Annotated in this window: 24 protein-coding genes and 1 tRNA gene; 12 read left to right on the forward strand and 13 right to left on the reverse strand. The window is 62.5% G+C overall.

Translation table 11 applies throughout. The features are described from left to right. Window positions 1-41: 41 nt before the first annotated feature. The 3 genes from GCU68_RS02000 to pyrE form a co-directional block, all read right to left on the reverse strand. Window positions 42-752, reverse strand: a complete 711-nt coding sequence (locus GCU68_RS02000; protein WP_152938797.1) for a phosphoribosyltransferase family protein — start codon at window positions 750-752, stop codon at window positions 42-44. Window positions 753-914: 162 nt separating this feature from the next. Further along, window positions 915-2,858 (reverse strand): threonine--tRNA ligase, encoded by a 1,944-nt coding sequence (gene thrS, locus GCU68_RS02005; protein ID WP_152938798.1) that lies wholly within the window; start codon window positions 2,856-2,858, stop codon window positions 915-917. A gap of 270 nt (window positions 2,859-3,128) precedes the next feature. Beyond that, complete coding sequence (gene pyrE / locus GCU68_RS02010) at window positions 3,129-3,653, reverse strand: orotate phosphoribosyltransferase (protein ID WP_152938799.1); 525 nt, start codon at window positions 3,651-3,653, stop codon at window positions 3,129-3,131. A 191-nt stretch (window positions 3,654-3,844) separates the two neighbouring features. Here pyrE and aglM point away from each other — a divergent pair, with 191 nt between their 5' ends. Both aglM and aglJ read left to right on the forward strand, forming a co-directional pair. Then, on the forward strand, window positions 3,845-5,134 hold the full coding sequence (gene aglM, locus GCU68_RS02015) for a UDP-glucose 6-dehydrogenase AglM (protein ID WP_152938800.1): 1,290 nt from the start codon (window positions 3,845-3,847) through the stop codon (window positions 5,132-5,134). A gap of 84 nt (window positions 5,135-5,218) precedes the next feature. Beyond that, window positions 5,219-6,229 (forward strand): S-layer glycoprotein N-glycosyltransferase AglJ, encoded by a 1,011-nt coding sequence (aglJ, locus tag GCU68_RS02020; protein WP_152938801.1) that lies wholly within the window; start codon window positions 5,219-5,221, stop codon window positions 6,227-6,229. 15 nt (window positions 6,230-6,244) lie between these two features. On the opposite strand, the gene GCU68_RS02025 is transcribed toward aglJ, so the two are convergent. Continuing rightward, on the reverse strand, window positions 6,245-6,574 hold the full coding sequence (locus GCU68_RS02025; RefSeq protein ID WP_152938802.1) for a DUF5789 family protein: 330 nt from the start codon (window positions 6,572-6,574) through the stop codon (window positions 6,245-6,247). A gap of 97 nt (window positions 6,575-6,671) precedes the next feature. Here GCU68_RS02025 and GCU68_RS02030 point away from each other — a divergent pair, with 97 nt between their 5' ends. Further along, the gene (locus GCU68_RS02030; RefSeq protein ID WP_006064759.1) at window positions 6,672-6,881 is read left to right on the forward strand and encodes a ribbon-helix-helix domain-containing protein; all 210 of its coding nucleotides are present in this window, start codon (window positions 6,672-6,674) and stop codon (window positions 6,879-6,881) included. Between the two features lie 42 nt (window positions 6,882-6,923). Here GCU68_RS02030 and GCU68_RS02035 read toward each other — a convergent pair whose 3' ends face one another. Together GCU68_RS02035 and GCU68_RS02040 are read right to left on the reverse strand one after the other, a co-directional pair. Further along, window positions 6,924-7,343, reverse strand: coding sequence for an MPN domain-containing protein (locus tag GCU68_RS02035; protein WP_152938803.1), 420 nt, complete (start codon window positions 7,341-7,343; stop codon window positions 6,924-6,926). Window positions 7,344-7,438: 95 nt separating this feature from the next. Next, complete coding sequence (locus tag GCU68_RS02040) at window positions 7,439-8,122, reverse strand: hypothetical protein (protein ID WP_152938804.1); 684 nt, start codon at window positions 8,120-8,122, stop codon at window positions 7,439-7,441. A 111-nt stretch (window positions 8,123-8,233) separates the two neighbouring features. Here GCU68_RS02040 and GCU68_RS02045 point away from each other — a divergent pair, with 111 nt between their 5' ends. Then, window positions 8,234-8,926, forward strand: coding sequence for a VOC family protein (locus GCU68_RS02045; RefSeq protein WP_152938805.1), 693 nt, complete (start codon window positions 8,234-8,236; stop codon window positions 8,924-8,926). Here the strand turns inward: GCU68_RS02045 and GCU68_RS02050 are convergent. Then, the gene (locus GCU68_RS02050) at window positions 8,907-9,197 is read right to left on the reverse strand and encodes a DUF5779 family protein (RefSeq protein ID WP_152938806.1); all 291 of its coding nucleotides are present in this window, start codon (window positions 9,195-9,197) and stop codon (window positions 8,907-8,909) included. The two genes, GCU68_RS02045 and GCU68_RS02050, sit on opposite strands and share 20 nt — an antisense overlap. Window positions 9,198-9,760: 563 nt before the next feature. On the opposite strand from GCU68_RS02050, the gene GCU68_RS02055 reads away from it, so the two are divergent. Then, on the forward strand, window positions 9,761-10,531 hold the full coding sequence (locus GCU68_RS02055; RefSeq protein WP_152938807.1) for an aldo/keto reductase: 771 nt from the start codon (window positions 9,761-9,763) through the stop codon (window positions 10,529-10,531). 608 nt (window positions 10,532-11,139) lie between these two features. On the opposite strand, the gene GCU68_RS02060 is transcribed toward GCU68_RS02055, so the two are convergent. After that, a tRNA-Tyr gene (locus GCU68_RS02060) sits at window positions 11,140-11,213 on the reverse strand. A gap of 130 nt (window positions 11,214-11,343) precedes the next feature. Between GCU68_RS02060 and GCU68_RS02065 the strand changes: the two genes are divergently transcribed. From GCU68_RS02065 to ftsZ, 3 genes are all read left to right on the forward strand, one after another. Further along, complete coding sequence (locus GCU68_RS02065) at window positions 11,344-11,961, forward strand: double zinc ribbon domain-containing protein (protein WP_152938808.1); 618 nt, start codon at window positions 11,344-11,346, stop codon at window positions 11,959-11,961. Window positions 11,962-12,158: 197 nt separating this feature from the next. Then, window positions 12,159-12,338 (forward strand): ribbon-helix-helix domain-containing protein, encoded by a 180-nt coding sequence (locus GCU68_RS02070; RefSeq protein ID WP_152938809.1) that lies wholly within the window; start codon window positions 12,159-12,161, stop codon window positions 12,336-12,338. Between the two features lie 2 nt (window positions 12,339-12,340). Further along, window positions 12,341-13,528 carry a cell division protein FtsZ gene (gene ftsZ / locus GCU68_RS02075; RefSeq protein WP_152938810.1) on the forward strand — a complete coding sequence of 396 codons (1,188 nt, stop codon included), beginning with the start codon at window positions 12,341-12,343 and terminating at the stop codon, window positions 13,526-13,528. 725 nt (window positions 13,529-14,253) lie between these two features. Here ftsZ and ncsA read toward each other — a convergent pair. After that, window positions 14,254-15,213, reverse strand: a complete 960-nt coding sequence (ncsA, locus tag GCU68_RS02080; RefSeq protein ID WP_152938811.1) for a tRNA 2-thiolation protein NcsA — start codon at window positions 15,211-15,213, stop codon at window positions 14,254-14,256. 119 nt (window positions 15,214-15,332) lie between these two features. Then, window positions 15,333-16,070: an alpha/beta hydrolase gene (locus tag GCU68_RS02085; protein ID WP_152938812.1), complete on the reverse strand. Its 738-nt coding sequence runs from the start codon at window positions 16,068-16,070 to the stop codon at window positions 15,333-15,335. A gap of 152 nt (window positions 16,071-16,222) precedes the next feature. Between GCU68_RS02085 and GCU68_RS02090 the strand changes: the two genes are divergently transcribed. Together GCU68_RS02090 and GCU68_RS02095 are read left to right on the forward strand one after the other, a co-directional pair. Next, entirely contained in the window at window positions 16,223-16,690 is a 468-nt protein-coding gene (locus GCU68_RS02090; protein ID WP_152938813.1) for a DUF4442 domain-containing protein, read from the forward strand. Window positions 16,691-16,765: 75 nt separating this feature from the next. Beyond that, on the forward strand, window positions 16,766-17,425 hold the full coding sequence (locus GCU68_RS02095; RefSeq protein ID WP_152938814.1) for a DUF7095 family protein: 660 nt from the start codon (window positions 16,766-16,768) through the stop codon (window positions 17,423-17,425). Between the two features lie 2 nt (window positions 17,426-17,427). Here GCU68_RS02095 and GCU68_RS02100 read toward each other — a convergent pair whose 3' ends face one another. Then, window positions 17,428-17,802, reverse strand: a complete 375-nt coding sequence (locus GCU68_RS02100) for a DUF7344 domain-containing protein (RefSeq protein WP_152938815.1) — start codon at window positions 17,800-17,802, stop codon at window positions 17,428-17,430. Window positions 17,803-17,930: 128 nt separating this feature from the next. Here GCU68_RS02100 and GCU68_RS02105 point away from each other — a divergent pair, with 128 nt between their 5' ends. Then, complete coding sequence (locus tag GCU68_RS02105) at window positions 17,931-18,599, forward strand: helix-turn-helix domain-containing protein (protein WP_152938816.1); 669 nt, start codon at window positions 17,931-17,933, stop codon at window positions 18,597-18,599. 135 nt (window positions 18,600-18,734) lie between these two features. Beyond that, window positions 18,735-18,935, forward strand: a complete 201-nt coding sequence (locus GCU68_RS02110; RefSeq protein WP_152938817.1) for a hypothetical protein — start codon at window positions 18,735-18,737, stop codon at window positions 18,933-18,935. A 34-nt stretch (window positions 18,936-18,969) separates the two neighbouring features. Here GCU68_RS02110 and GCU68_RS02115 read toward each other — a convergent pair whose 3' ends face one another. Together GCU68_RS02115 and GCU68_RS02120 are read right to left on the reverse strand one after the other, a co-directional pair. Next, window positions 18,970-19,779, reverse strand: coding sequence for a class I SAM-dependent methyltransferase (locus GCU68_RS02115; RefSeq protein WP_152938818.1), 810 nt, complete (start codon window positions 19,777-19,779; stop codon window positions 18,970-18,972). 61 nt (window positions 19,780-19,840) lie between these two features. Beyond that, the gene (locus tag GCU68_RS02120) at window positions 19,841-20,713 is read right to left on the reverse strand and encodes a deoxyribonuclease IV (protein ID WP_152938819.1); all 873 of its coding nucleotides are present in this window, start codon (window positions 20,711-20,713) and stop codon (window positions 19,841-19,843) included. Window positions 20,714-20,787: the final 74 nt, after the last annotated feature.

Raw genomic sequence — 20,787 nt, forward strand, 5'->3', positions numbered from 1 at the left:
TCGCTCGCTCGAGTCGAACTGAGAGAAAGCGCGTCGAACGATCAGACGGTCGTCAGCGCGCCGACCGGCGCGTCGGTGTGGTTGCGAGCACGCTCGATGCCGTCTTCGCCAGCGGCGATGAGTGCGAAGACGCCGGCAACCTCCGCGTCGGCGGTGTCAACGATATCGAGCAGGAGTTCCTGCGTCTCGCCCGAGCGGATGAGGTCGTCGACGACGAGTACCGACTCGCCGGTGTCGATGGCCGATCGAGGGAGGTAGTAAGTGAGTTCGATTCCGGACTGGAGTCGCTCGCGCGCTTCGATGAACTCCTCGACGGCGGTCTCCTTGCGTTTTTTCGCGTAGGCACACCGCGTCCCGTAGTAACTCGCGAGCGAGGCGGCGAGCGTGATGCCGTCCGTCGCGGCGGTCAGCACTACGTCGGGACGGTCGAAATCGAACCCGTTCGCAACGACGGGGGCGACGAGGTCGAGAAACGGCTGGTCGAAGACAGTCGCGGAGTTGTCGACGTATCCCTCCTCGTCGACGCGAATACGTGACTCGAGTTCCTTGGCCAACGCCTCCCGGCCGAGGTCCTCGACGACCTCGCGCGCGCGATCCGCGCCCGGCAGCACGTGACCGTTGACGTACCGGTTGAGATCGCCCGCTGGGAGCGCCGTCGTCTCGGCGAGTTCGTCGTACGTTCGTGTCTCCTTTAACATCCGCAACACGTCGACGGCCCGCAACTGCAGGGCAGCCTTCTCTGCTCTGTTCATACAGGTATGCACGATTCCGCAACTATGGATATTTCGATTGTAAAAGTGAGAGATATTACCACAAACATGGATTGGGCGTCGACAGTCGGGTCGAGACGGTCACAAGCGATCGACAGTCACAGACGACGGTCGAACGCGAAAAACGGGCTCGAGCGGTCGTGTTCAGTCCTGCAGGAAGTCCGGCTCCGTTCGCTGCTCGTCGCGTTCGGCCTCGAGGTGGGCCTTGAACGCGTCGATCTCGACGTCGTACTCCTGATCCTCGAAGCGGTCGCGCACCGAGATGTTGCCGGCTTCTTCCTCGTTGTCGCCGACGATGATCTGGTAGGGCACGCGGTCGTCGTGGGCAGCACGGATCTTTCGCTCGAGCGTCGAGTCGCGGTCGTCGACTTCGACGCGGAAGTCGTCGAAGTCGTTTGCGACCCGGTGGGCGTAGCCGAGGTTGTTATCCGAGATGGGCAGCACACGGACCTGTTCGGGCGCGAGCCACAGCGGGAAGCGACCCTCGTAGTGCTCGATGAGCATCATGAAGAACCGTTCGTAGCTGCCATAGAGTGCGCGGTGGATCATCACTGGCTCGTGCTCTTCGTTGTCCTCGCCGACGTAGGAGAGGTCGAACCGGTCGGGCATGTTGAAGTCCAGTTGGACCGTCGGCCCGTCCCACGAGCGGCCGATGGCGTCCTCGAACGCGAAGTCGATCTTCGGCCCGTAGAACGCGCCGTCGCCCTCCTCGATTTCGTACTCGAGGTTGCGCTTCTCGAGGACGTTCTCGAGTTGTTCTTCCGCGTGTTCCCAGATCTCGTCGGAGCCGACCGACTTCTCGGGGCGCGTGGCAAGGGCCATCTCGTACTCGAGGTCGAACGTCTCCAGAACCTCCGTGATCATGTCCATGATCTCCTCGACCTCGCGTTCGATCTGGTCGGGACGGATAAACAGGTGGCCGTCGTCGATCGTAAACGCCCAGACTCGCGAGAGGCCCGACAGTTCGCCGCGCTGTTCTTTGCGGTAGACTTTCCCGTTCTCGGCGTAGCGGATCGGGAGGTCGCGGTAGCTCCAGGACTGGTCCTGGAAGATGGCGGCGTGGCCGGGACAGTTCATCGGCTTCAGGCCGAACTCGTCGTCGCCGACGTCGAAGATGAACATGTCGTCGGCGTAGTTCTCGTAGTGGCCCGAGCGGTGCCAGAGGTCCGTCTTGAAGACGTGGGGCGTCTCGACGTAGTCGTAGCCGGCGTCTTTGTTCAGGTCCTCGACGAAGTCCTCGAGTTCTTTGAGGACCGTCTTCCCCGGCGGGTGATACAGCGGCAGTCCGGGGCCGGTGACGTCCTGAATCGAGAATAGGTTCATCTCGTTGCCGATCCGGCGGTGGTCGCGCTTTTCAGCTTCCTGCTTGCGCTCTAAGAAGTCCTCGAGGTCGCTCTCGTCCTCGAAGGCCGTGCCGTAGATGCGCGTCTGCATCGTATTCTCCTCGTCGCCGCGCCAGTAGGCACCGGCGATCTCGAGCAGTTCGACGGCACCGATCTCGCCCGTCGAATCGACGTGCGGACCGGCACAGAGGTCTTCCCACTCGCCCTGTTTGTAGAACGAGACGTGGTCGTTCTCGTCGGCGAACTCCTCGAGTAACTCGAGTTTGTACGGCTCGTCGGCGAGTCGGTCTTCGGCCTCTTCGATCGAGACGTCCTCGCGTTCGATCTCGTAATCTTCGGCGATGATATCCTCGATTTCGTCCTCGAGGACGGCGAGGTCTTCCTCGTCGATGTCGAGGTTGTCGAAGTCGTAATAAAAGCCGTCGTCCGTCGGCGGGCCGATAGCGAGGTCGACGTCGTCGTAGTGGCGCTCGACGGCCTGCGCGAGACAGTGCGAGGCGGAGTGGCGCATCACACGAAGGTACTCGTCGGACTGATCCGTCACGATCTCGAGTTCGACGCCGTCGTAGACGGGTGCTTCTTTGGCGACGAGTTCGCCGTCGAGCTTGCCCGCGACCGTGTCACGACCGAGGCCGGGACCGATCTCGTAGGCACAGTCCTCGACCGTCGATCCGGGATCGACTTCGAGTTCTGATCCGTCTGGCAGTACGACCACGAGTTGCTCCTGTGAATCTGATTCTGACATGGATGTCACTCTGGCTGATTAGAGAACTTCTGTGAGAAGTTCGGTCGGGCGTCCGCCCAGACCGCTCTGCTGTGCGTCGGTGCCAACACAGCGAGCGGTAGATGTGGGTTAGAAGCGGGCAAAAGCCCCTGTAAAGCGGACACCTACCATCGTAGCTCTAAATTCTCTCGAGCGGGATAAAAGCCTTCTGATGGTCTATTTGATCGGTCCGTCGGGCGTCCGCTCGCCGATCAAAACCAGCCTCGATCGGCGTGCCGTCGTGGCGGCTGGCTATCGAGACTCGAGCAACTCGCTTGCGGTCACCAGCGCTTCCATCTCGACGCCCGCGTCTTCGACGTTCTCGCGGCCACCCTCCTCGCGGTCGACGACGACCAGCGCGCGGTTGACGGTCGCCCCGGCGTCCCGAAGGGCCTCGATCGCGTCGACAAGGCTCGTCCCCGTCGTCACGATGTCCTCGAGGACGACGACTTCCTCGCCATCTTCGAGACGGCCCTCGACTAAGTTCGCGGTGCCGTACTCCTTGCGCTGCTTGCGTGCGATGACGTAGGGGACCCCGGCGGCGACGCTCGTCGCGGCCGCGAGCGGGACCCCACCGAGGGCGACGCCACCGAGTTTGTCTTTCGGCGTGACGCGCTCGGCGAAGGCGTCGGCGATAGCCTCGAGGCAGTCCGGATCGGTCTCGAAGAGGTACTTGTCGACGTAGTACTCGCTGGTGCCGCCGTGGGAGAGTTCGAACTCGCCGAACTGGACGGCATCCGCCTCGCGCAGGGCATCGATGAGTGCCTGGTTCGTCATTGCTCGAAGGGGCGCGCCGAACCGAAATAAGCGGTGTGGATCGACAGCGGATTCAGTGCTTCGCGGCCGCTGTGACGACCCGAACCTCGCCGGCGAGTGCGGGCACCCCTCCTCGAGTGGGCACCCGCCAGTGCCGTCTCCCTCGAGTCGAAGCCAAAAACGACTAACGATCGCCCTTCGTCGGAGGGAGCATGCACGTCTCTATCGTCGGCAGCGGCTACGTCGGCACCACGATCGCAGCCTGTCTGGCCGATCTCGGCCACGAGGTCGTCAACGTCGAGATCGACGAGGACATCGTCGCGACGATCAACGCCGGTGAGGCCCCGATCCACGAGTCGGGTCTCGAGGAACGCATCGCCGAGCACGCGGGCACGAACCTGCGGGCGACCACCGACTACGCGGCAGTTCGGGACACCGACGTCACGTTCCTCTGTCTGCCCACGCCACAGGCCGACGACGGCAGTCTCGACCTCGCCGTGATGCGTGCCGGTGCCGAATCACTCGGTCGTGCGCTCGCGACGAAGAACGACGATCACCTCGTCGTCGTCAAGAGCACGGTCCTGCCGGGAACGACCGAGGACGTCGTCGGGCCGATCCTCGAGGACGAGTCCGGCAAACACGTCGGCGACGACCTCGAGCTCGCGATGAACCCCGAGTTCCTGCGGATGGGAACAGCCGTGACGGACTTCCTCGAGCCGGACAAGGTCGTCGTCGGCGCGACGAGCGACGACGCCGCCGCGACGCTTCGTGAGCTGTACGCCCCGATCCTTTCGCGCGAGGAAACGGATCTCGTCGAAACCGACATCCGCGAGGCGGAACTCATCAAATACGCAAACAACGCCTTCCTCGCCTCGAAGGTCTCGCTGGTCAACGAACTCGGAAACATCGCCAAAGCGTACGGCGCGGACGCCTACGAGGTGCTCGAGGCGGTCGGCCTCGACGACCGCATCTCCGAGCGGTTCATGCGCTCGGGGCTGGGCTGGGGTGGCTCCTGTTTCCCGAAAGACGTCGACGCGCTGCGGGCCGGAGCCCGCGAACAGGGGTACGATCCAGCCCTGCTCGACGCCGTCGTCGCGGTCAACGACGCCCAGCCGCGCCGACTCGTCGACTCGCTCGCGGCCCACGTCGACCTCGAGGACGCACGGATCACGGTGCTCGGCCTGTCGTTCAAGCCCGGCACCGACGACATCCGAAAGTCGCGCGCGCTCGACGTGATCGAGTATCTGCAGGATCGCGGGGCAGCCGTCGTCGCCTACGACCCGGTCGCGATGGAGAACGTCCGACCGATGTATCCCGACGTCGAGTACGCCGAGTCGGCTACCGACGCGCTCGCGGACGCCGACGGCGCGGTCGTTGCGACCGACTGGCCCGAGTTCGACGACCTCGCGTTCGGCGGGATGGCCCAGCGCGTGGTCGTCGACGGGCGCCGGATCGACGTCGACGAGACCGAACTCGACGTCTACGAGGGTCTGACCTGGTAGCCCCGAACGGCGCGGTCGAGGATAATATAAATCATCACTGAGCAATCAGTACGTTTTTGCAGTCACAGCGGAGATTCCTTGGCGATGGACAATGACGTGGTTCGTGCGGACTCGAGGCTGTCGGTCGGCGATGAGGAGGTCGTCGCCATGAGCCGTGAGACGCGCGAGATCGCCGCCGAGGATGTCTGTATTCTCGTTCCGACGCTCAACGAGGCGGCCACGATCGGCGACGTCATCGACGGCTTCCACGCGGAAGGCTACACGAACGTGTTCGTCGTCGACGGCGACTCTGACGACGATACGCGCGAGATCGCCCGCGAGCGCGGAGCCAACGTCCTCGTCCAGTCCGGCGACGGGAAAGGACAGGCCGTCCGCGAGGCTCTCGAGTACGTCAACGTCCCCTACGTGTTGATGCTCGACGGCGACGGCACCTACGATCCGGCCGACGCAGATCGGATGCTCGAGCCGCTCTCACGGGGCTACGAGCACGTGATCGGCAACCGGTTTGCCGACATGGACGACGACGCGATGAAGGCGTTGAACGGCGTCGGCAACCGGCTGATAAACAAATCGTTCCGGTTCATCCACGGGGCCGACTACGACGACATCCTCTCGGGATATCGGGCGTTTACGGTCGACTCGTTCGAACGGCTCTCGCTCGATTCGGACGGTTTTACCATCGAGACCGAACTCGCCGTCGAGTGTGTCAAACACGGAATCGAGACGACCGTCGTCCCGGTCAGTTACAGCGCCCGGCCGGAGGCCTCGGAGACGAATCTCCACCCGGTCAAAGACGGCGGGACGATCATCCTCGCGCTGTATGCACTCGCCAAAACGAACAACCCGCTGTTTTACTTCGGCAGCCTCGGCGTCGGCGGCATCGTCTCCGGCGGCGTCGTCGCATCGTACGTCCTCTGGCAGTGGATTCAGTATCAACAGGGCCACGAGATTCTGGCGATGGTGTCCGCGGCCGCCATCCTGCTCGGCGTCCAGTTGCTCATGTTCGGCGTGCTCTCGGATATGCTCGTGACGCTCCACCGCGAGCAGCGACGGCGTCTCGAGCAGATCACGCGCGACGACCGAGAGCAGGAGTGAGATGACAGCGCCCGCTCAAAACGGCAGCATCGATCGCATCTGCTGGAAGACGCCGCCGGAGTTGTTCCGACGGTACTCCTCGAACGGTTCGTGGAGCGCGTTGAGCAGTTCCTGCCGGGAGCGAAACTCCGTCGTGTCGACTTCCTCGAGCATCACACCCAGCGCGACGTCGTTGCCGTGGACGTCGTAGGGAATCTGCTCGTGGCCGAGTTCCGCCGCAACGTCGTCTTTCGCCGCCGGAAACGAGAGGTCTGCCGTTCTAAGATGTGCATCGACGGCGGCGATGCCGAATTCGATACTCTCCGGTTCGTCGTCGTCTCCGCCCGAGGGTGGCCGAACTCCCATACCAACCAGTAGCGCGTCCGATAGCAAAACCGCTACGAAGACGCTTGCGACTCCGTGTGGTCGACACGCCTTTGGCTTCGGCGATGGAGTATCGCGTATGACCGAGTACACCACGGTTTCGATCCCGAAGGATCTCGCCGACCGCGTCGAGGACACGATCGAAGGGACGAGCTTTCAGAGCACGAGCGACCTCACTCGATTCCTGCTTCGCAGCATCGTCATCCAGCACCAGAAGCAGGGGAAACTCACGGAAGCCGAGTTCGAAGAGATTACCGAACAGCTTCGAGGCCTCGGCTACCTCGAGTAAGCACTCGAGCGAGCAGCCGTGTTCGCCACCGATCCCCACGACTCACAGCGACTGCTCGGGCGGGCTGGCGTCGATGACTTCGAGTGGCTGGCGCTCGCCGCGCCGATCGAACGCGCCGAACGACCGCTCGCCGATCCCCCACGGTGGCACAGCGACGAAGATCACTTCGGCGAGGTCGTCTCGTCTGGTCACCTCGAGTTCCCGAACGGGGTGTGAGACGAACCGACCCTGTGCCTGCCGGGCCGGTGTCGAGAGGTCGACACCGAACACGGCGTTGACGGCGTTGCCGGGATCGGGCAGAAAGAAGTCCGTAAACACTGGCGTCTCGGGTGGCAACTCGACTGCCGCCCCCTCGAGGTCGCCTGCAGGAGTGACCGAGACGCCGGTCGTCACGCGGTTCGGATCGGCGTCGCTGGCCAGATCGAGCAGGACGTCGACGAGGGCACGCGTGATGTAAACCACACCGGTTCTAGGAGCCCATCATAGTTAGTTGTATGCCAGGCGATGACACATTTGACGAGTGGCTGCGTTCGACCGAGCGCCACGAAAGCGGACGACTATATCGGGAAGAGCTGTCGGGCCATCCCGGCGTACAGCCGCGGCATGTGTCGGACCGAGTTCGAGAGTGCGTCCTCGAGTGCCGTCACGGCGTCGCTCGTGACGCCACGTCCGTGACCGACGAGGACGCGCTCGGGTCGAAAGCGACCCAGTTCGTCCCGCGGGGGAACAGCCCGGCGCATCGGATGGACGCCGAGGCGTTCGTTTCCCGCGAGAAAGTACGCGGCCGTGCCGACTGATTCGGGGACCAACAGGGTGCCATCGTCCGGGTTGTAGAGGGCTACCTCCTGCCAGAACCGGTTATCGACGACGGGTTGGGCCTCGAGGCCGGTGTCGGACAACGTCCGCGAGAAGCGAGCGACAGGGGCGTCGAGTTCTTCGGTCACGCCTTCGAAAAAGTCGGGAAGGAAGACCGGAACGTTGTATCGGTTCGCGATTGCGGCGGCGTCTCGTTTGTGTCGATCGAGCATGACGACGACGCCGGCCACCTCGCCGAACTCGGCGAACAGGTCATCGATCCCGTCGGCGTCGACTGGGTCGAAGACCCAGACGTCGCCGTCGATCTCGAGGGCGTGGCTCGCCCGTTGCATCCGTTCGTCGGGATGGGCAAGCCAGCCGACCCCGCCCTCGAAGCGATCGATCTCGCGAAAGTCGGTCGCACGCTCGTCGACGCGAAAGGTCATGTGACAGCAGTATGGACGCTCAGTGCATAAACGTGTAGCCAACGGACCACCGATCGCGCGAACCCTGTCGCCGCCAGAGCACCTATGCACGTCCCGCGAGTAGGGTCGAGTATGCTCACCGGGCTGTCCTGGCTCGCCCTTGAGGTCAAATACCTCGAGCGAGCGCGATCGTTTTACGAGGAGACGCTGAATCTCACCCTCGCACAGGAACGGGACACCGAACTCGTGTTCGAGGCAGGCGAAACCGCGCTCGTTCTCCGTCGTCCAGCGGCGTTCCCCCGCGGCGGCCTCCACACCCACTTTGCGTTCTCGATTCCCGACGCAGCGTACGACGACTGGTGGGACCGTCTCTCCGAGGCGTACGACCTCGAGGAAGCCCAGTTCGGCTCCGCCAGATCGCTCTATCTGTACGATCCCGACGGCAACTGCGTCGAGATCGGCCAGCAGGACGTCGCGGGGCCGGGTATCGATGGCATCTTCGAGGTCGTCCTCGAGGTCGAGTCGCTCGAACGGGCGACGTCGTTCTACGCCGACCTCGGATTCGAGACGGTCGATACGGGAGCCGATCGAAAACGTGTCCGCATGCAGGGACCGATGGCGCTCGAACTCTGGGAGCCACAGCTCGGGATCGCCGACGCCCGCGGAGGGGTCCACGTCGACCTCGGGTTCAGACTCGACGAGCCGAAGGTCGCACTCGACGCCGTCGCGGATCGGGTCCGTGCCATCGAACAGGAGACCGACGAGACGGTCGTCGTTCGCGATCCCGACGGCCACTTTCTGACGTTTACAACCGGTCAGTACTGACGTCGACACCCGGCGGGGCCACGAGCAAGAATCCACGGAAGTGGATGAGGCTGCCACCCGATTCCTTGACGTCGCGGGCGAATCCCGAGGCTAACTCGTTGACGTCGCCCTCGACGTTGAGGACGAGCAGGTTCCCCTTCGAGATCGCCTCGAGCCACTCGTCGGCCGGCGTCGTGCCGTCGAGCACGCCGAGGATGACGCTGCCTTCGATCTCGAGTTCCTCGTCGATGTGTTCCTCGACCGCACGAAGATCGAGGTCGAAATCGCTCATACCGGGTGGGTCGAACCGGGACGAGAAAAACGTTCGCCTCGTCTTACGGCCTCGGAGCTGTCGTCGGTCGTCCTCGAGCGTCGCTTGCGACCGTCACCGACTGGATCCAAACCGCAGTCGACTCTCGGTCAGCCATTCTCCAGGGGCGGAACGATAGCCATGATATCGTCCGGTGAGAGCTTGATATCGGTGTAAACGACCGTATTCACCGCGACGCGGCCATCGCGTTCGTGCGCGCATCGGCGGCACTTTGCAATGGGTGGTTCGCGCGTGCGTGGTTGCCGTTGGTCACAACGCGTCAGTTCTCGAGCGCACGACCGAAGGCGCACTGTCGATCGCCGCGCCCCACCTGTTTCCGTGTGCTTGCCGGCCATCCAAGTATGGTAGCCACTGAACGTCACTGCACACCCGATCGCACGATGGCTGTGCGATCAGTGTGGAGCTCGTTTCAGTTGTATAGCGCTGTGACCCAAGAGGCCACCCCTCGTGGGACGAAGCCCGTTCGACGCCTCGCAATCGAGTTCGAGCGCATCTTTTTGTGTCGGTGTCGCACTAAACACCATATGGAAGCCGTTTCGATCCGCAGCGTCGACGTCCCGGCACTCGGCCTCGGCACGTGGCCGATGCGCGGCGACGCGTGCACGCAAGCAGTGACGACGGCACTCGAACTCGGCTATCGACACGTCGATACCGCCCAGATGTACGACAACGAAGATGCGGTCGGACGAGCGATCGCCGACTCGAGCGTCGATCGCGACGACGTCTTCGTGACGACAAAACTACTCCGGGAGAACCTGCGACGTGACGACGCACTCGAGTCGTTCCGTCGGTCACTCGATCGACTCGAGATGGAGTACGTGGACCTGCTCCTGATCCACGCCCCGAACCCGAGCGTCCCCATCGAAGAGACGATCCGAGTGATGAATCGACTGCAAGACGAGGGATCAGTTCGACAGATAGGTGTGAGCAACTTCTCGATCGAACAGGTACAGGAAGCGATGACCGCATCCGAGACGCCGATCCTGACGAACCAGGTGCTGTATCATCCCTACCGAGATCGATCGGCCATGCTCGAGTTCTGCCGCGACAACGAGCTCGTGCTCACTGCCTACAGTCCGCTGGGGGAGGGTTCGATCGCCACCGACGAAACGCTGGCCGAGATCGGTGCAACCTACGATAAGACGGCAGCACAAGTTGCGCTCCGCTGGCTGCTCCAGCAAGAAACGGTGTCGGCGATCCCGAAAGCGTCGTCTCAGGAGCACCTGCGCGAGAATATCGATATCTTCGATTTCGAGCTAACTGACGCGGAGATGGACCACATCTTCGCACTCTAAGCGAAAGGCAGCGCGAGTTCCCCGTCGTCCCACCGTTGGCGGGGGTGAAGCGCGTACACTCCGCTGAACAATCCGTCCGTTGAAGTCACCGTGGAGTAATAACCGATAGACCGGAGTCACGTTAACCGCCTCGCAAAATACCCATCAGGGTTGCGCCGGGCTGTGTCGGGTGGTGGTGAAGCCGCCGACCTCCACGGATACGTCACCTACGGCAGCACTAGCCGACCTCGAGTGCGGTAGGAGACACGGTGTATTCGGGTGTTACTGCTCCCACACGAACCTCATGGTAAGTGTGGAGGGAATTAAATTCGCCTGCCGCCGTCACGCTCCCGTTGGGAGAGGCCAAACGGTGAAGCCCCGCGCCACCGTGCGTGGGGTACTTCACGTCTCCCAGTACGACAACTCGGTTCGCTAAGCGACGGCAGGGTGTCGACGCGGAATCCCATGGATTTGTTTCACTCATCGAACGAGATTCCGAAAAGTCGCCCTCCCCGATTTGAACAGGTGAGAGACGATGCGACTCGCTACGCTCGGCGGCTGCGACTCTTGTGTTCAAATAGATCAACGAGAGACGTTCCGCTGCTTACGAGTTTAGTTCGCAGTAGAAGTCCGCCCTCCCCGATTTGAACGGGGGACAAGTCGATCTACAGTCGACTGCTCTACCAGTCTGAGCTAAGGGCGGTTGCATATCAACGTAGCCGCTCTGGGTGACATAAGGGTTATTATTTTCGACGGCAAGAGTCGCCGCAGTCGGACCGAAATGGAAGAATGATTGATATGGTTGGAGTGTGAACCACGATGATAACCAGCATATGAGTAAGATCACGTTCCGCGCCGACGATGAACTCGTCGAGCACCTCGAGACCCTCGAGCTCTCGAAAAGCGAGGCGATGCGGGAGGCGCTACGCGCATATCTCGATGACGAGCGCTCGAGTCGGGGCGCGGATCGTGAGCGGCGGCCAGCCGCCGAGCAGACGGGCGCGATCGACGATCTGGTTCGTGAACGCGTCGACGAACTGCTCGCGGATCGGCTCCATGACCTCGAGTCGACATCCGATCGGCGAGCCACGAATCAGGACTCGGGAACGGTCACTGTCACCGTCTCGCTCGACGACGAGAACCCGACACCGAATCGAGCGACTCGAGAGCGGAGTCAGACACGACCTGACGACGCGCGTATACACGAGCACGACGAGAGACGTAGTAAAGGGGACCGAACACACGCCAGTGAGGAGCAACGAACGCAGTGTGACCAGTGTGGCGAGGACGTCGATGACGACCACGTCTACTGCCCTAACTGTGGCGAGAAGGCCTCGAGACGGCTGTTCTGTGAGTGTGGCGACGAGATCAGATCCGACTGGTCGTTCTGTCCTGGCTGTGGTCGTCGGACGCCAGCTGCGGATGTCCTGAGCCGAGACAGTCACACATAATGACTAGTGTAAGACACAGAAAGTCACATTCTGCGAAAGCTTTATTATCTATGACAGTCTTCCACTTAGTCGCGTAAGACGGTTGTCTTACAACGGTCGGCAAACGCCGAAAACCGCCCGAAGTCGGGCGACTCCGTGTAAGACACGCCGCGTCTGACAGGGGCGCGCGACCGTCTTACCCTACAGGGAATACAACCATGGAGCGTGTGACACTGCGAATTCCGAAACAGCAGATCGAGGAGGTCGAACAGCTAGTCGACTCGGGCGAGTACCCGAACCGGAGCGAAGCAATCCGGTCGGCCGTCCGTGAAATGATCAACGAACAACAGGACGGGCCGAGCGAACAGTCCAGCAAACGAACGTGGGCCAAGGTGTAACGATGCAGGATATCGTTCAAGACGCACTCGAGAACGCGGAACAGGAGGCCCGGGAGATGGACGCCGACATGGACGACGACGAGTTCGGCGATCCGCGGATCGTCATCGTCGGCTGTGGCGGTGCGGGGAACAATACGATCAACCGGCTGTATAACATCGGAGTCGACGGTGCCGATACCGTCGCAATCAACACCGACAAACAGCACCTCAAGATGATCGAGGCCGACACGAAGATCCTCGTCGGCAAGTCGCTCACCAACGGGCTCGGTGCTGGTGGCGATCCATCGATGGGCGAGCGCGCTACAGAGATGGCCCAGAGCACGGTCAAGGAAGTTCTTGGGGATGCAGACCTCGTGTTCGTGACCGCGGGCATGGGTGGCGGGACCGGCACCGGTGCTGCCCCCGTCGTCTCGAAGATCGCCAAAGAACAGGGCGCGATCGTCGTCGGGATGGTCTCCACGCCGTTCAACGTTGAGCGTGCCCGCACGGTGAAAGCCGAGGAAGGCTTAGAGAAACTGCGCGATCAGGCAGACTCGATCATCGTCCTCGACAACAACCGGCTGCTCGATTACGTCCCGAACCTCCCGATCGGCAAGGCGTTCTCGGTGATGGACCAGATCATCGCCGAGACCGTCAAGGGAATCTCGGAGACGATCACCCAGCCCTCGCTGATCAACTTAGACTACGCGGACATGTCCACCATCATGAACCAGGGTGGCGTCGCCGTCATGCTGGTCGGTGAGACACAGGACAAGAACAAGACCGACGAGGTCGTCAAAGATGCGATGAACCACCCGCTGCTGGACGTCGACTACCGCGGCGCGTCGGGTGGGCTCGTCCACATCACCGGCGGCCCGGACCTTACACTCAAAGAGGCAGAGGGAATCGCGGACAACATCACGGAGCGCCTTGAGGCCTCCGCGAACGTCATCTGGGGCGCTCGGATCCAGGACAACTACAAGGGTAAAGTTCGGGTCATGGCGATCATGACCGGCGTTCAGAGCGCGCAAGTGCTCGGCCCAACGACCCAGAAACAGGCCGACAAATCCCGTCAGAGTATCGAAGGCGTCAGCAACACCGACTTCGACGCGAGCAACCACATCGAAGACGGTGGCTCCAACATCGGCGCACACAGCGACGGCGGCCGGGAAGAACTCGAGAAACAGAACGGCGTCGACGTGATCCGGTAATCGGCACGCAGCACTTGACACACCACCCGCCGTACACGGCACTTGACACACCACCCGCCGTACACGGCACTTGACACACCACCCGCCGTACACGGCACTTGACACACCACCCGCCGTACACGGCACTTGACACACCACCCGCCGTACACGGCACTTGACACACCACCCGCCGTACACGGCACTTGACACACCACCCGCCGTACACGGCACTTGACACACCACCCGCCGTACACGGCACTTGACACACCACCCGCCGCACGCGGCACACCGCATCGGTCCTGCGATCGACGGACCGGTTCATTTTTCAGCAGTTAGAGACTGGAGTGACAAGTCAGACAGTCGCTTCTGACGGACTGGCGCTCGAACTGGCGGGCACTCGTTCGTACACTCACACGGAGTCTAGGAAGCGAGACGGCCTCGAGTGCACGGAACGTCTGAATCCGTAACCGACCAACAATAGCCGTGTTTCCGGCAGCTGTTACAAGGAGACGACAACGCTCCTTCTGAGTCCGGTTTCTGAACCACCCGTCAGACAGTGTCATACAGAATCTTCAAAGTCGCGAGCATTTCACAATCCACTCCATTAAGGCGGCGTGCGAGACGACGGCGCTCTCGGACGACATCACTCTACCCTCGTGTGGTGGCTTCGAAGAACGTACTTACGCTGGTATTCAGCGTCGGGGCTCTGGCAGTTCGGGGCAGAGAAGACGGCCGCTGTGTGGGGTTCAGGCGAGCGACTCGAGCAACGAACACTTCCGACAGCGCTCGCGGGTCGTGGTCGATCCACACTCGGCACATTCCTGTAAGTCAGTACCGTCGTCGCCGCTGAACTCGTCGGCGAGGATGCCAGCGAGTTCTTCGTAGCCCGAGAGAATCGAGTGACGCGTTCCCGGATGGTTCTCCTCGAGTCCGTAGAGGAGTTGCTGGATCTCGCCGCGGTAGGCCTCGCTCGAGTGGGGACACTCGGTGATGTGGGCCGGGAGGTCGTTGAGATGGGCATAGAGGGCGACCTCCTTTTCGGGGACGTCTCGCAGCGGTTTCGCACGCGGGACGAACTCGTCCTGATCGTCGCGTTCGGAGAGCGGCCCGAGACTGGCGTCGAAGTGTTTGGCCATCTGTTCGACATCGCCCTCGAGGAAGTTCATCAGCGCCGATTGGGCTTCGTCATCTAGGTTGTGGCCGGTCAGCAGGAGGTCAGCCTCGAGTTCGTCGGCGTACGTCGAGAGGAGATCCCGCCGGAAGACACCACAGTAGGCACACGCGGCCATGTTTTCGGGGTCGTCCTCGACGACGTCGTCCATCCGGACGCCGAACTCCTCCTCGTAGCTGACGACTTCGTGGCGGATCTCGAGGTCGTCGGTGAGGTCGAGACAGGCCTCGAGGCTCTTGTCCCGGTAGCCCTCGATGCCCTCGTGGATCGTCAAGCCGACGAGTTCGATACGAGGATCCTCTTCGAAGGTATCGTGGAGGATTTTCGTGAGAACGACGCTGTCTTTCCCACCGGAAAGGCCGATTACCCACGTCTGTGGGTTCTCTGGCGTCGCATCGTGTGGGACGAGGTCGTCCCGGCGGACGCGGCGGCGCACTCGCTTTTCGACCGACTCGAGAAAGTGGTCCGCACAGAGATGCGCCCCAGAGTAGGCAGCGTGCATGACCGCCTCCTCGGAACACCGGTTACAGTCCATCGGCGTCAGGTTACCGACGAACGCGTATGTCCGTTTCGTCTCCGCGTGAGTGGTGACGAGGCAGTTCGGCCTCAACGGGCATCGATCAGGCCATCAAGGTGGCACCGGTCAGCTAACGTTCAGGCCGGAACCGGCTCTTTGTCGTCCGCGTCGTCGGTGTCTTCGACAGCGTCAGCACCGTCTTCGAGTGCGGCGAGCAGGGTCTCGACGTGACGGTCGCGACTCGCAGAGGAGAACAGTTCGTGGCCGCCGTCGTAGAGGACGACGTGGTCGGCGGGCACGCGTTCACCGATCGGGGCGAGACTGACCACGGGATCGCGCAACGAACAGAAGACGACCGCATCGTGGTCGATCGTCAGCAGCTCTGACTGGGCACGACGGGTTTCCCGGACGAATGCCGGCGAGACCCAGCGCGGCATCGTCGCGAGCTGGTGGTCAGTTGCCTTCTCGCCGAGTGCGTCGCGGTCCATCTCGCCGATCGGCAGACACGGGAACGTCGTCGGGAGCGTTGAGACGGCATCCAACAGCGGCTTCGGATACGACTCGCTGTACCCCCACCACGGGCTCAGATAGACGTGGTTGTCCGCGCCGTCTAAGGCCTGTGCGACCAGCGCGCCCGCGCTGTGGCCTAACAGCTGATAGCCCTCGAGGTCGACGACGTACTCGGCGATCGGCTCGAGCCAGTCGGCTTTGAAGTCGTCGATGTTCGTGGGCAGTTCGAACGCGTGGACACGGTAGCCGGCGTCGGTCAGCGTGCCAATGAGCCAGCTGACGTTCTCGTGGGTCCAGCGGTTTCCCCAGCCCATGACGAACACGAGGTCTGCGTTGCCGTCCTCGCCGAAGATTCGGTGTCGCATAGCGTTCCGTTCGCTCGGAACGAATAAAAAAGGTGCTCTCCTGACACCAGTGTAATACATCAGTTCGACCGACAGACGAGCGGCGAGACAACGGTACACAATCTGTGACTCGTTCACGAACACTGTTCCGGGTGGCCACTCGAGTCGACGGTATGTTCGACTCCCTGAAAGCCCGACTCTACCGACTCGGGTTCAACCTCTTTCCGGCCTATCGTGGGACTGGTGGCCGAGTCACGTACGTCGCCCCCGACTGGCAGGAGGTCCGCATCAAGTTGCCACTGAATTGGCGGACGCGCAACTACGTCGGAACGATTTTCGGCGGCAGCATCTACGCGGCCGTCGACCCGTTCTACATGATGATGCTCCTGAAAACGCTCGGTGACGAGTACGTCGTCTGGGACAAGGAGGCCGAGGTACGGTTCAAAAGGCCCGGTCGAGAGACGCTGTACGCGCGGTTTCGGCTGTCCGATGCGGAACTCGAAGCGATCCGTGCTGAACTCGAAACCGAGGGAACGGAGTCGATCGACCGCCACTACACCGTCGACCTCGTCGACGCCGAGGGAACGGTTCACGCGACCATTCGAAAGACGGTCTACGTCGCGCGCGATCGATCGGACTGAGACGAGCACGGACCGTCGGTTGTGCGCGAGGCAGCGAAGAAACCGTTTTGCGACTCGAGTGCCGACGCTCTTCGTATGAGTGGCTTTGACCGCCGTGACGCGGTCGATCGGCTCGAGGAGTTCGTCGACACCGTCGAAAACGAGCGAATGCCCGTTCCGGTCCGGGAGATCTGGGCCTTCGGCGACGTCGCACTCGGCGTCGATCCCGTCGAACGCCTCGATATCTATCTGACGAAAGACATCCTGCTGCGAGACGACAGTGCGTCTGTCGGGGAAACCGACGTCGGCGAGACGTACGACGTCGAGGGCGTCGGGCAATCCGTTCGCGCGGATTGGGCCGCCGACTACCCCCACTATCTCCGGGCGAACGCCAACGGACACGCCGCACCCGAGAAGTGCCTCGCGGCCCACTTGCTCGAGGACGACGAACCGATCCACCTCGAGGTCTGCAACGCCTCGTTCGAGGACAACGTCACCCAGCGCCTGCGCGGCGCGACACTGCGGGAGGACTACACGCAGTTGCTCGATCCGCGCGGTGTCTGTCTCTGGGCCGACGGCACCCGAAGCGAGGAGGCGTTCCGGAAACTCCGCGAGAGCGAACTGGCGCTGCCGACGCTGTCGGCTGCCCTCGAGATGCTCGGCCTCGACGCCGACGACGCCGACGACGCTGCTCGCGAACTTCACGCCTGGCGCGAACAGCAAGACGGCGTGACGGTCCGCGGTGACGTCGTCTAGCGTCAGTCACAGTTGAGTCGTGGGAGTTGTAGGTCGGCAACCGTTGACTGAACGCACTCGAGACAGTCGATAAGCGCCGCCCGGTCGACACGAACCACGTCGTCGTTCGGGTCGTACTCGAGGAGGTCCGCATCGGCCAGCATCGGGACGTGTACGTGACGAAGTTCCGTCTTGATTGCTCGCCGGTCGAGGTCTGGTTCGGCCGACGACGCCGTTCGAACGACGATGTGGTCGACGAGCGTCTCGAGTTCGATAACGTCCGTCTGTATTCGGAGGACGGACCAAAAGAGTGCTCGGCGACACGGATCGTTCAGTAGCTCGAACGACAGCGTCGTCTGAGTGACGTCCGATTCGCCCACCACGTTCCGATCGGTCATTAACAAGTAATAGCTGTGTTCGGGGATAGCCCTGCGGCGGAAATATTCACGTTCTTTATGAACAATAAGGCACAATAGCGAAATAGGATCGACAGCGAAAGACGACCCACCAACTGAAACCGCCTCAAATGCTATTTACTGCGTTCTGGATCGATTATCCGATCTTACGCGAAGCACTCTCGGCCGCACCCGACGTGACGATCACGTGGGAACAGTCGGATCTCACCGAAGACGGCAGCCACCAGATGCTCGTCTGGGCCGACGGCGACGGATACGACGCGTTCGAGACCGGCCTCGAGGCCGATGCGACCGTCGAACCGCCATCGAGAGTCGTCGAGTTCGGCGACCGACGGCTGTATCAACTCGAGTTAACGCCAACGGGCAAGCGACAAAGCGTCTATCCGGTCGTACTGGAGGAGGGCAGCCTACTGCGGAGGGTGACGGCGACCCACGAAGGCTGGCACTTCCGGGCCGTCTTCCCCAGCGAGGACGCGCTCGAGCGGTTCCACCAGTTTCTGCTTGACAACGACATCGGCCTCGAGTTGCAACGGCTCTACAAGGAACAGGACGGTGCCGACAGCACCCAGTTCGGGCTAACTGACCAGCAGCGGGAGACTCTCGTGACCGCCGTCGACGCTGGTTATCTGGATATTCCGCGCTCGTGCTCGCTCGCCGAACTCGGCGAAGCGTTCGATATTTCGCCGAACGCGACGTCCGAGCGGTTCCGTCGAGGTGTGAAAGCGCTCATCGAAGAGACGGTGTATCCGAACGCCGGATCGCAGTCCGAGACGCAGTGAGCGCCGCCGTCTACAATTGGACGACGACTCGATGGCGTGTCTGTGAATCCGGTTGCCCGTCACGAGAGGTGCCCGACAGGCGGCTCGCGTGCACACGATGACAACGGCTATCTTTCACGCGACGACTGTCGGTGTATGCACGGTTCGTTAGTTCTCGAGCGGGTTCGGTCGCCCCGCATCGCGATGTTCGCCAACCTCGCACTCGTCATGACGGGGTCGGTACTCGCCTTACTGGGGGTCCTCGACGTCATCACCGCCGTGGTGATCGTCGGGATCGGATTCGCGGGCGTCGTCATCTCGCGGATGGGCCACGGAGACGACCACGACGGCGAGTGAGTGGGGGAGTCTGACAGCGCTGTCCGATACGGCCTTAGACGCGACCGACGGTAACGAAAAACGGCACGGATTCCTCGCGGCGGTACTCCCGCGCTTCCATCTGGGTGATCACGTCCCGACCCATTCGTCGCCACGAGCCACGGAGGTCGTCGTACCCGGCTTCGGTCAACGCACCGGCGAGCATCGTTTCGCGGTCGTCGGCCAGCCCTGCCCCGGTCGCTTTCCGTCGCGCTGCGAGCAGTGCCCCCTCGCTGTAGGGTGGTTCGACGGTTCGGACGTGGTCGTATCGACGTGTCGCAGTCACCTCGAGGCCGGCCGTCTCGAACGCCTCGCGCGCATCAGCGCCGAGTGCAACATCCGTCGGAACGCCGTCGAGGTACGCCTGTCGTGCTCGTCGTTCGAGTCGCCCTTCAGCGTCGACGCTCGAGTCGACCTCGACGGCGGCGTTGTCGGGTTCGATGGCAGCGACGCGGTCGCTCGAGACGCGGGCGAACTCCCTGAGGGCGGCCGCCGGATCGGGGAGGTTGATCAACAGTGCCTGACAGACCACGAGGTCGAACGCGTCGTCCGGAAACGGCAGTCGGAGGGCGTCGCCAGCGACGACCGGAATCGGCTCCTCGTGCGTGGCGGCGACCGCGAGGAGGTCGCGGTCGGCGTCACAGCCAACGACCGTCGCTCCATCGGCTGCCTCGTCGCGAAGCACGCGGCTCAACTCGCCAGTGCCACAGCCGACGTCCAGAATGAGGTCGTGAGAGTCGACCTCGAGCGGCTCGAGGGCGACTCGAGAGTCGTCCCACATCCCGGATCGAGTCCGGCGCAGGTAGTCTTCGGAGAACTCGCGCACGAGGCGTCGTTGGGCCGAGTCGAGTAAAAGCGGGTCGGTTTCAGTCGCTTCGGACGGTCGGTTAGCAGTCGTCGCGAAGCTCTCGAACCTTCTCGATGTTCCACGCGAAGCCGCGGCCGTCTTCGGTCGGCGTCTCGAGTGCGAAGGGCACCTCGCGCAGATCGGGGTGGTTCACGATCGCGCGCATCCCGTCCTCACCGATGTAGCCCTCGCCGATGTGGGCGTGTTCGTCCTTGTGTGTGCCGACGTCGTGTTTCGAGTCGTTGAGGTGGATGTATTGCAGGTACTCGAGGCCGACTTCGTCGTCGAAACGGGAGACGGTCTCGTCGACGGCCTCGGGCGTCGTGAGGTCGTTTCCGGCGACCAGCGTGTGGGCCGTGTCGATACAGATGCCGATGTCGGTCTCGGTACGGTCGATGATCCCCGCGAGGTGGGCGAACTCGCCACCGAGTTTCGTCCCGCTGCCCGCGTCGGACTCGATCAGAATCTCGACCCCGTCGGGGACCTCGAGTTCGTCGATCAGACTCGCCGCGTTGTCAAGGCCGCCCTCGACGCCAGCGCCCGTGTGCGCGCCGAGGTGGACGTTGACGTACGGAATGTCGAGTTTCTCTGCGGCGTCGAGTTCCGCCTGCATGCTCGCTTTGGACTTTCGGCGGAGGTCGTCTTTGGGCGTACAGAGGTTGACCAGATACGAGGAGTGGATCACCCACGGCCCTTCAAGGTACTCGTCGGACTCGGCTCGGAAGCCCTCGGCGGCTTCGTCGCTGATCTCGGGTTCGGCCCAGACCTGCGGCGAGGTCGTAAAGATCTGTCCGCAGTTGCCGCCGAAGGCGAGTTGACGATGAACCGCGTTCCGCAGGTCGTCGTATGGCGGTGTTTCGTCGTCGGAAGAGACGCGCGAGCCGGAAATCGAAACGTGTGCGCCGACGTTCATGGATTCTCGTCAGTACCGGTCCCTGATATGGATACCGGAGCGACTCGAGAGAAACAGGCATCGCCACTGACAGT

The organism is Natronorubrum aibiense, from assembly GCF_009392895.1.
Classification (GTDB): domain Archaea; phylum Halobacteriota; class Halobacteria; order Halobacteriales; family Natrialbaceae; genus Natronorubrum; species Natronorubrum aibiense.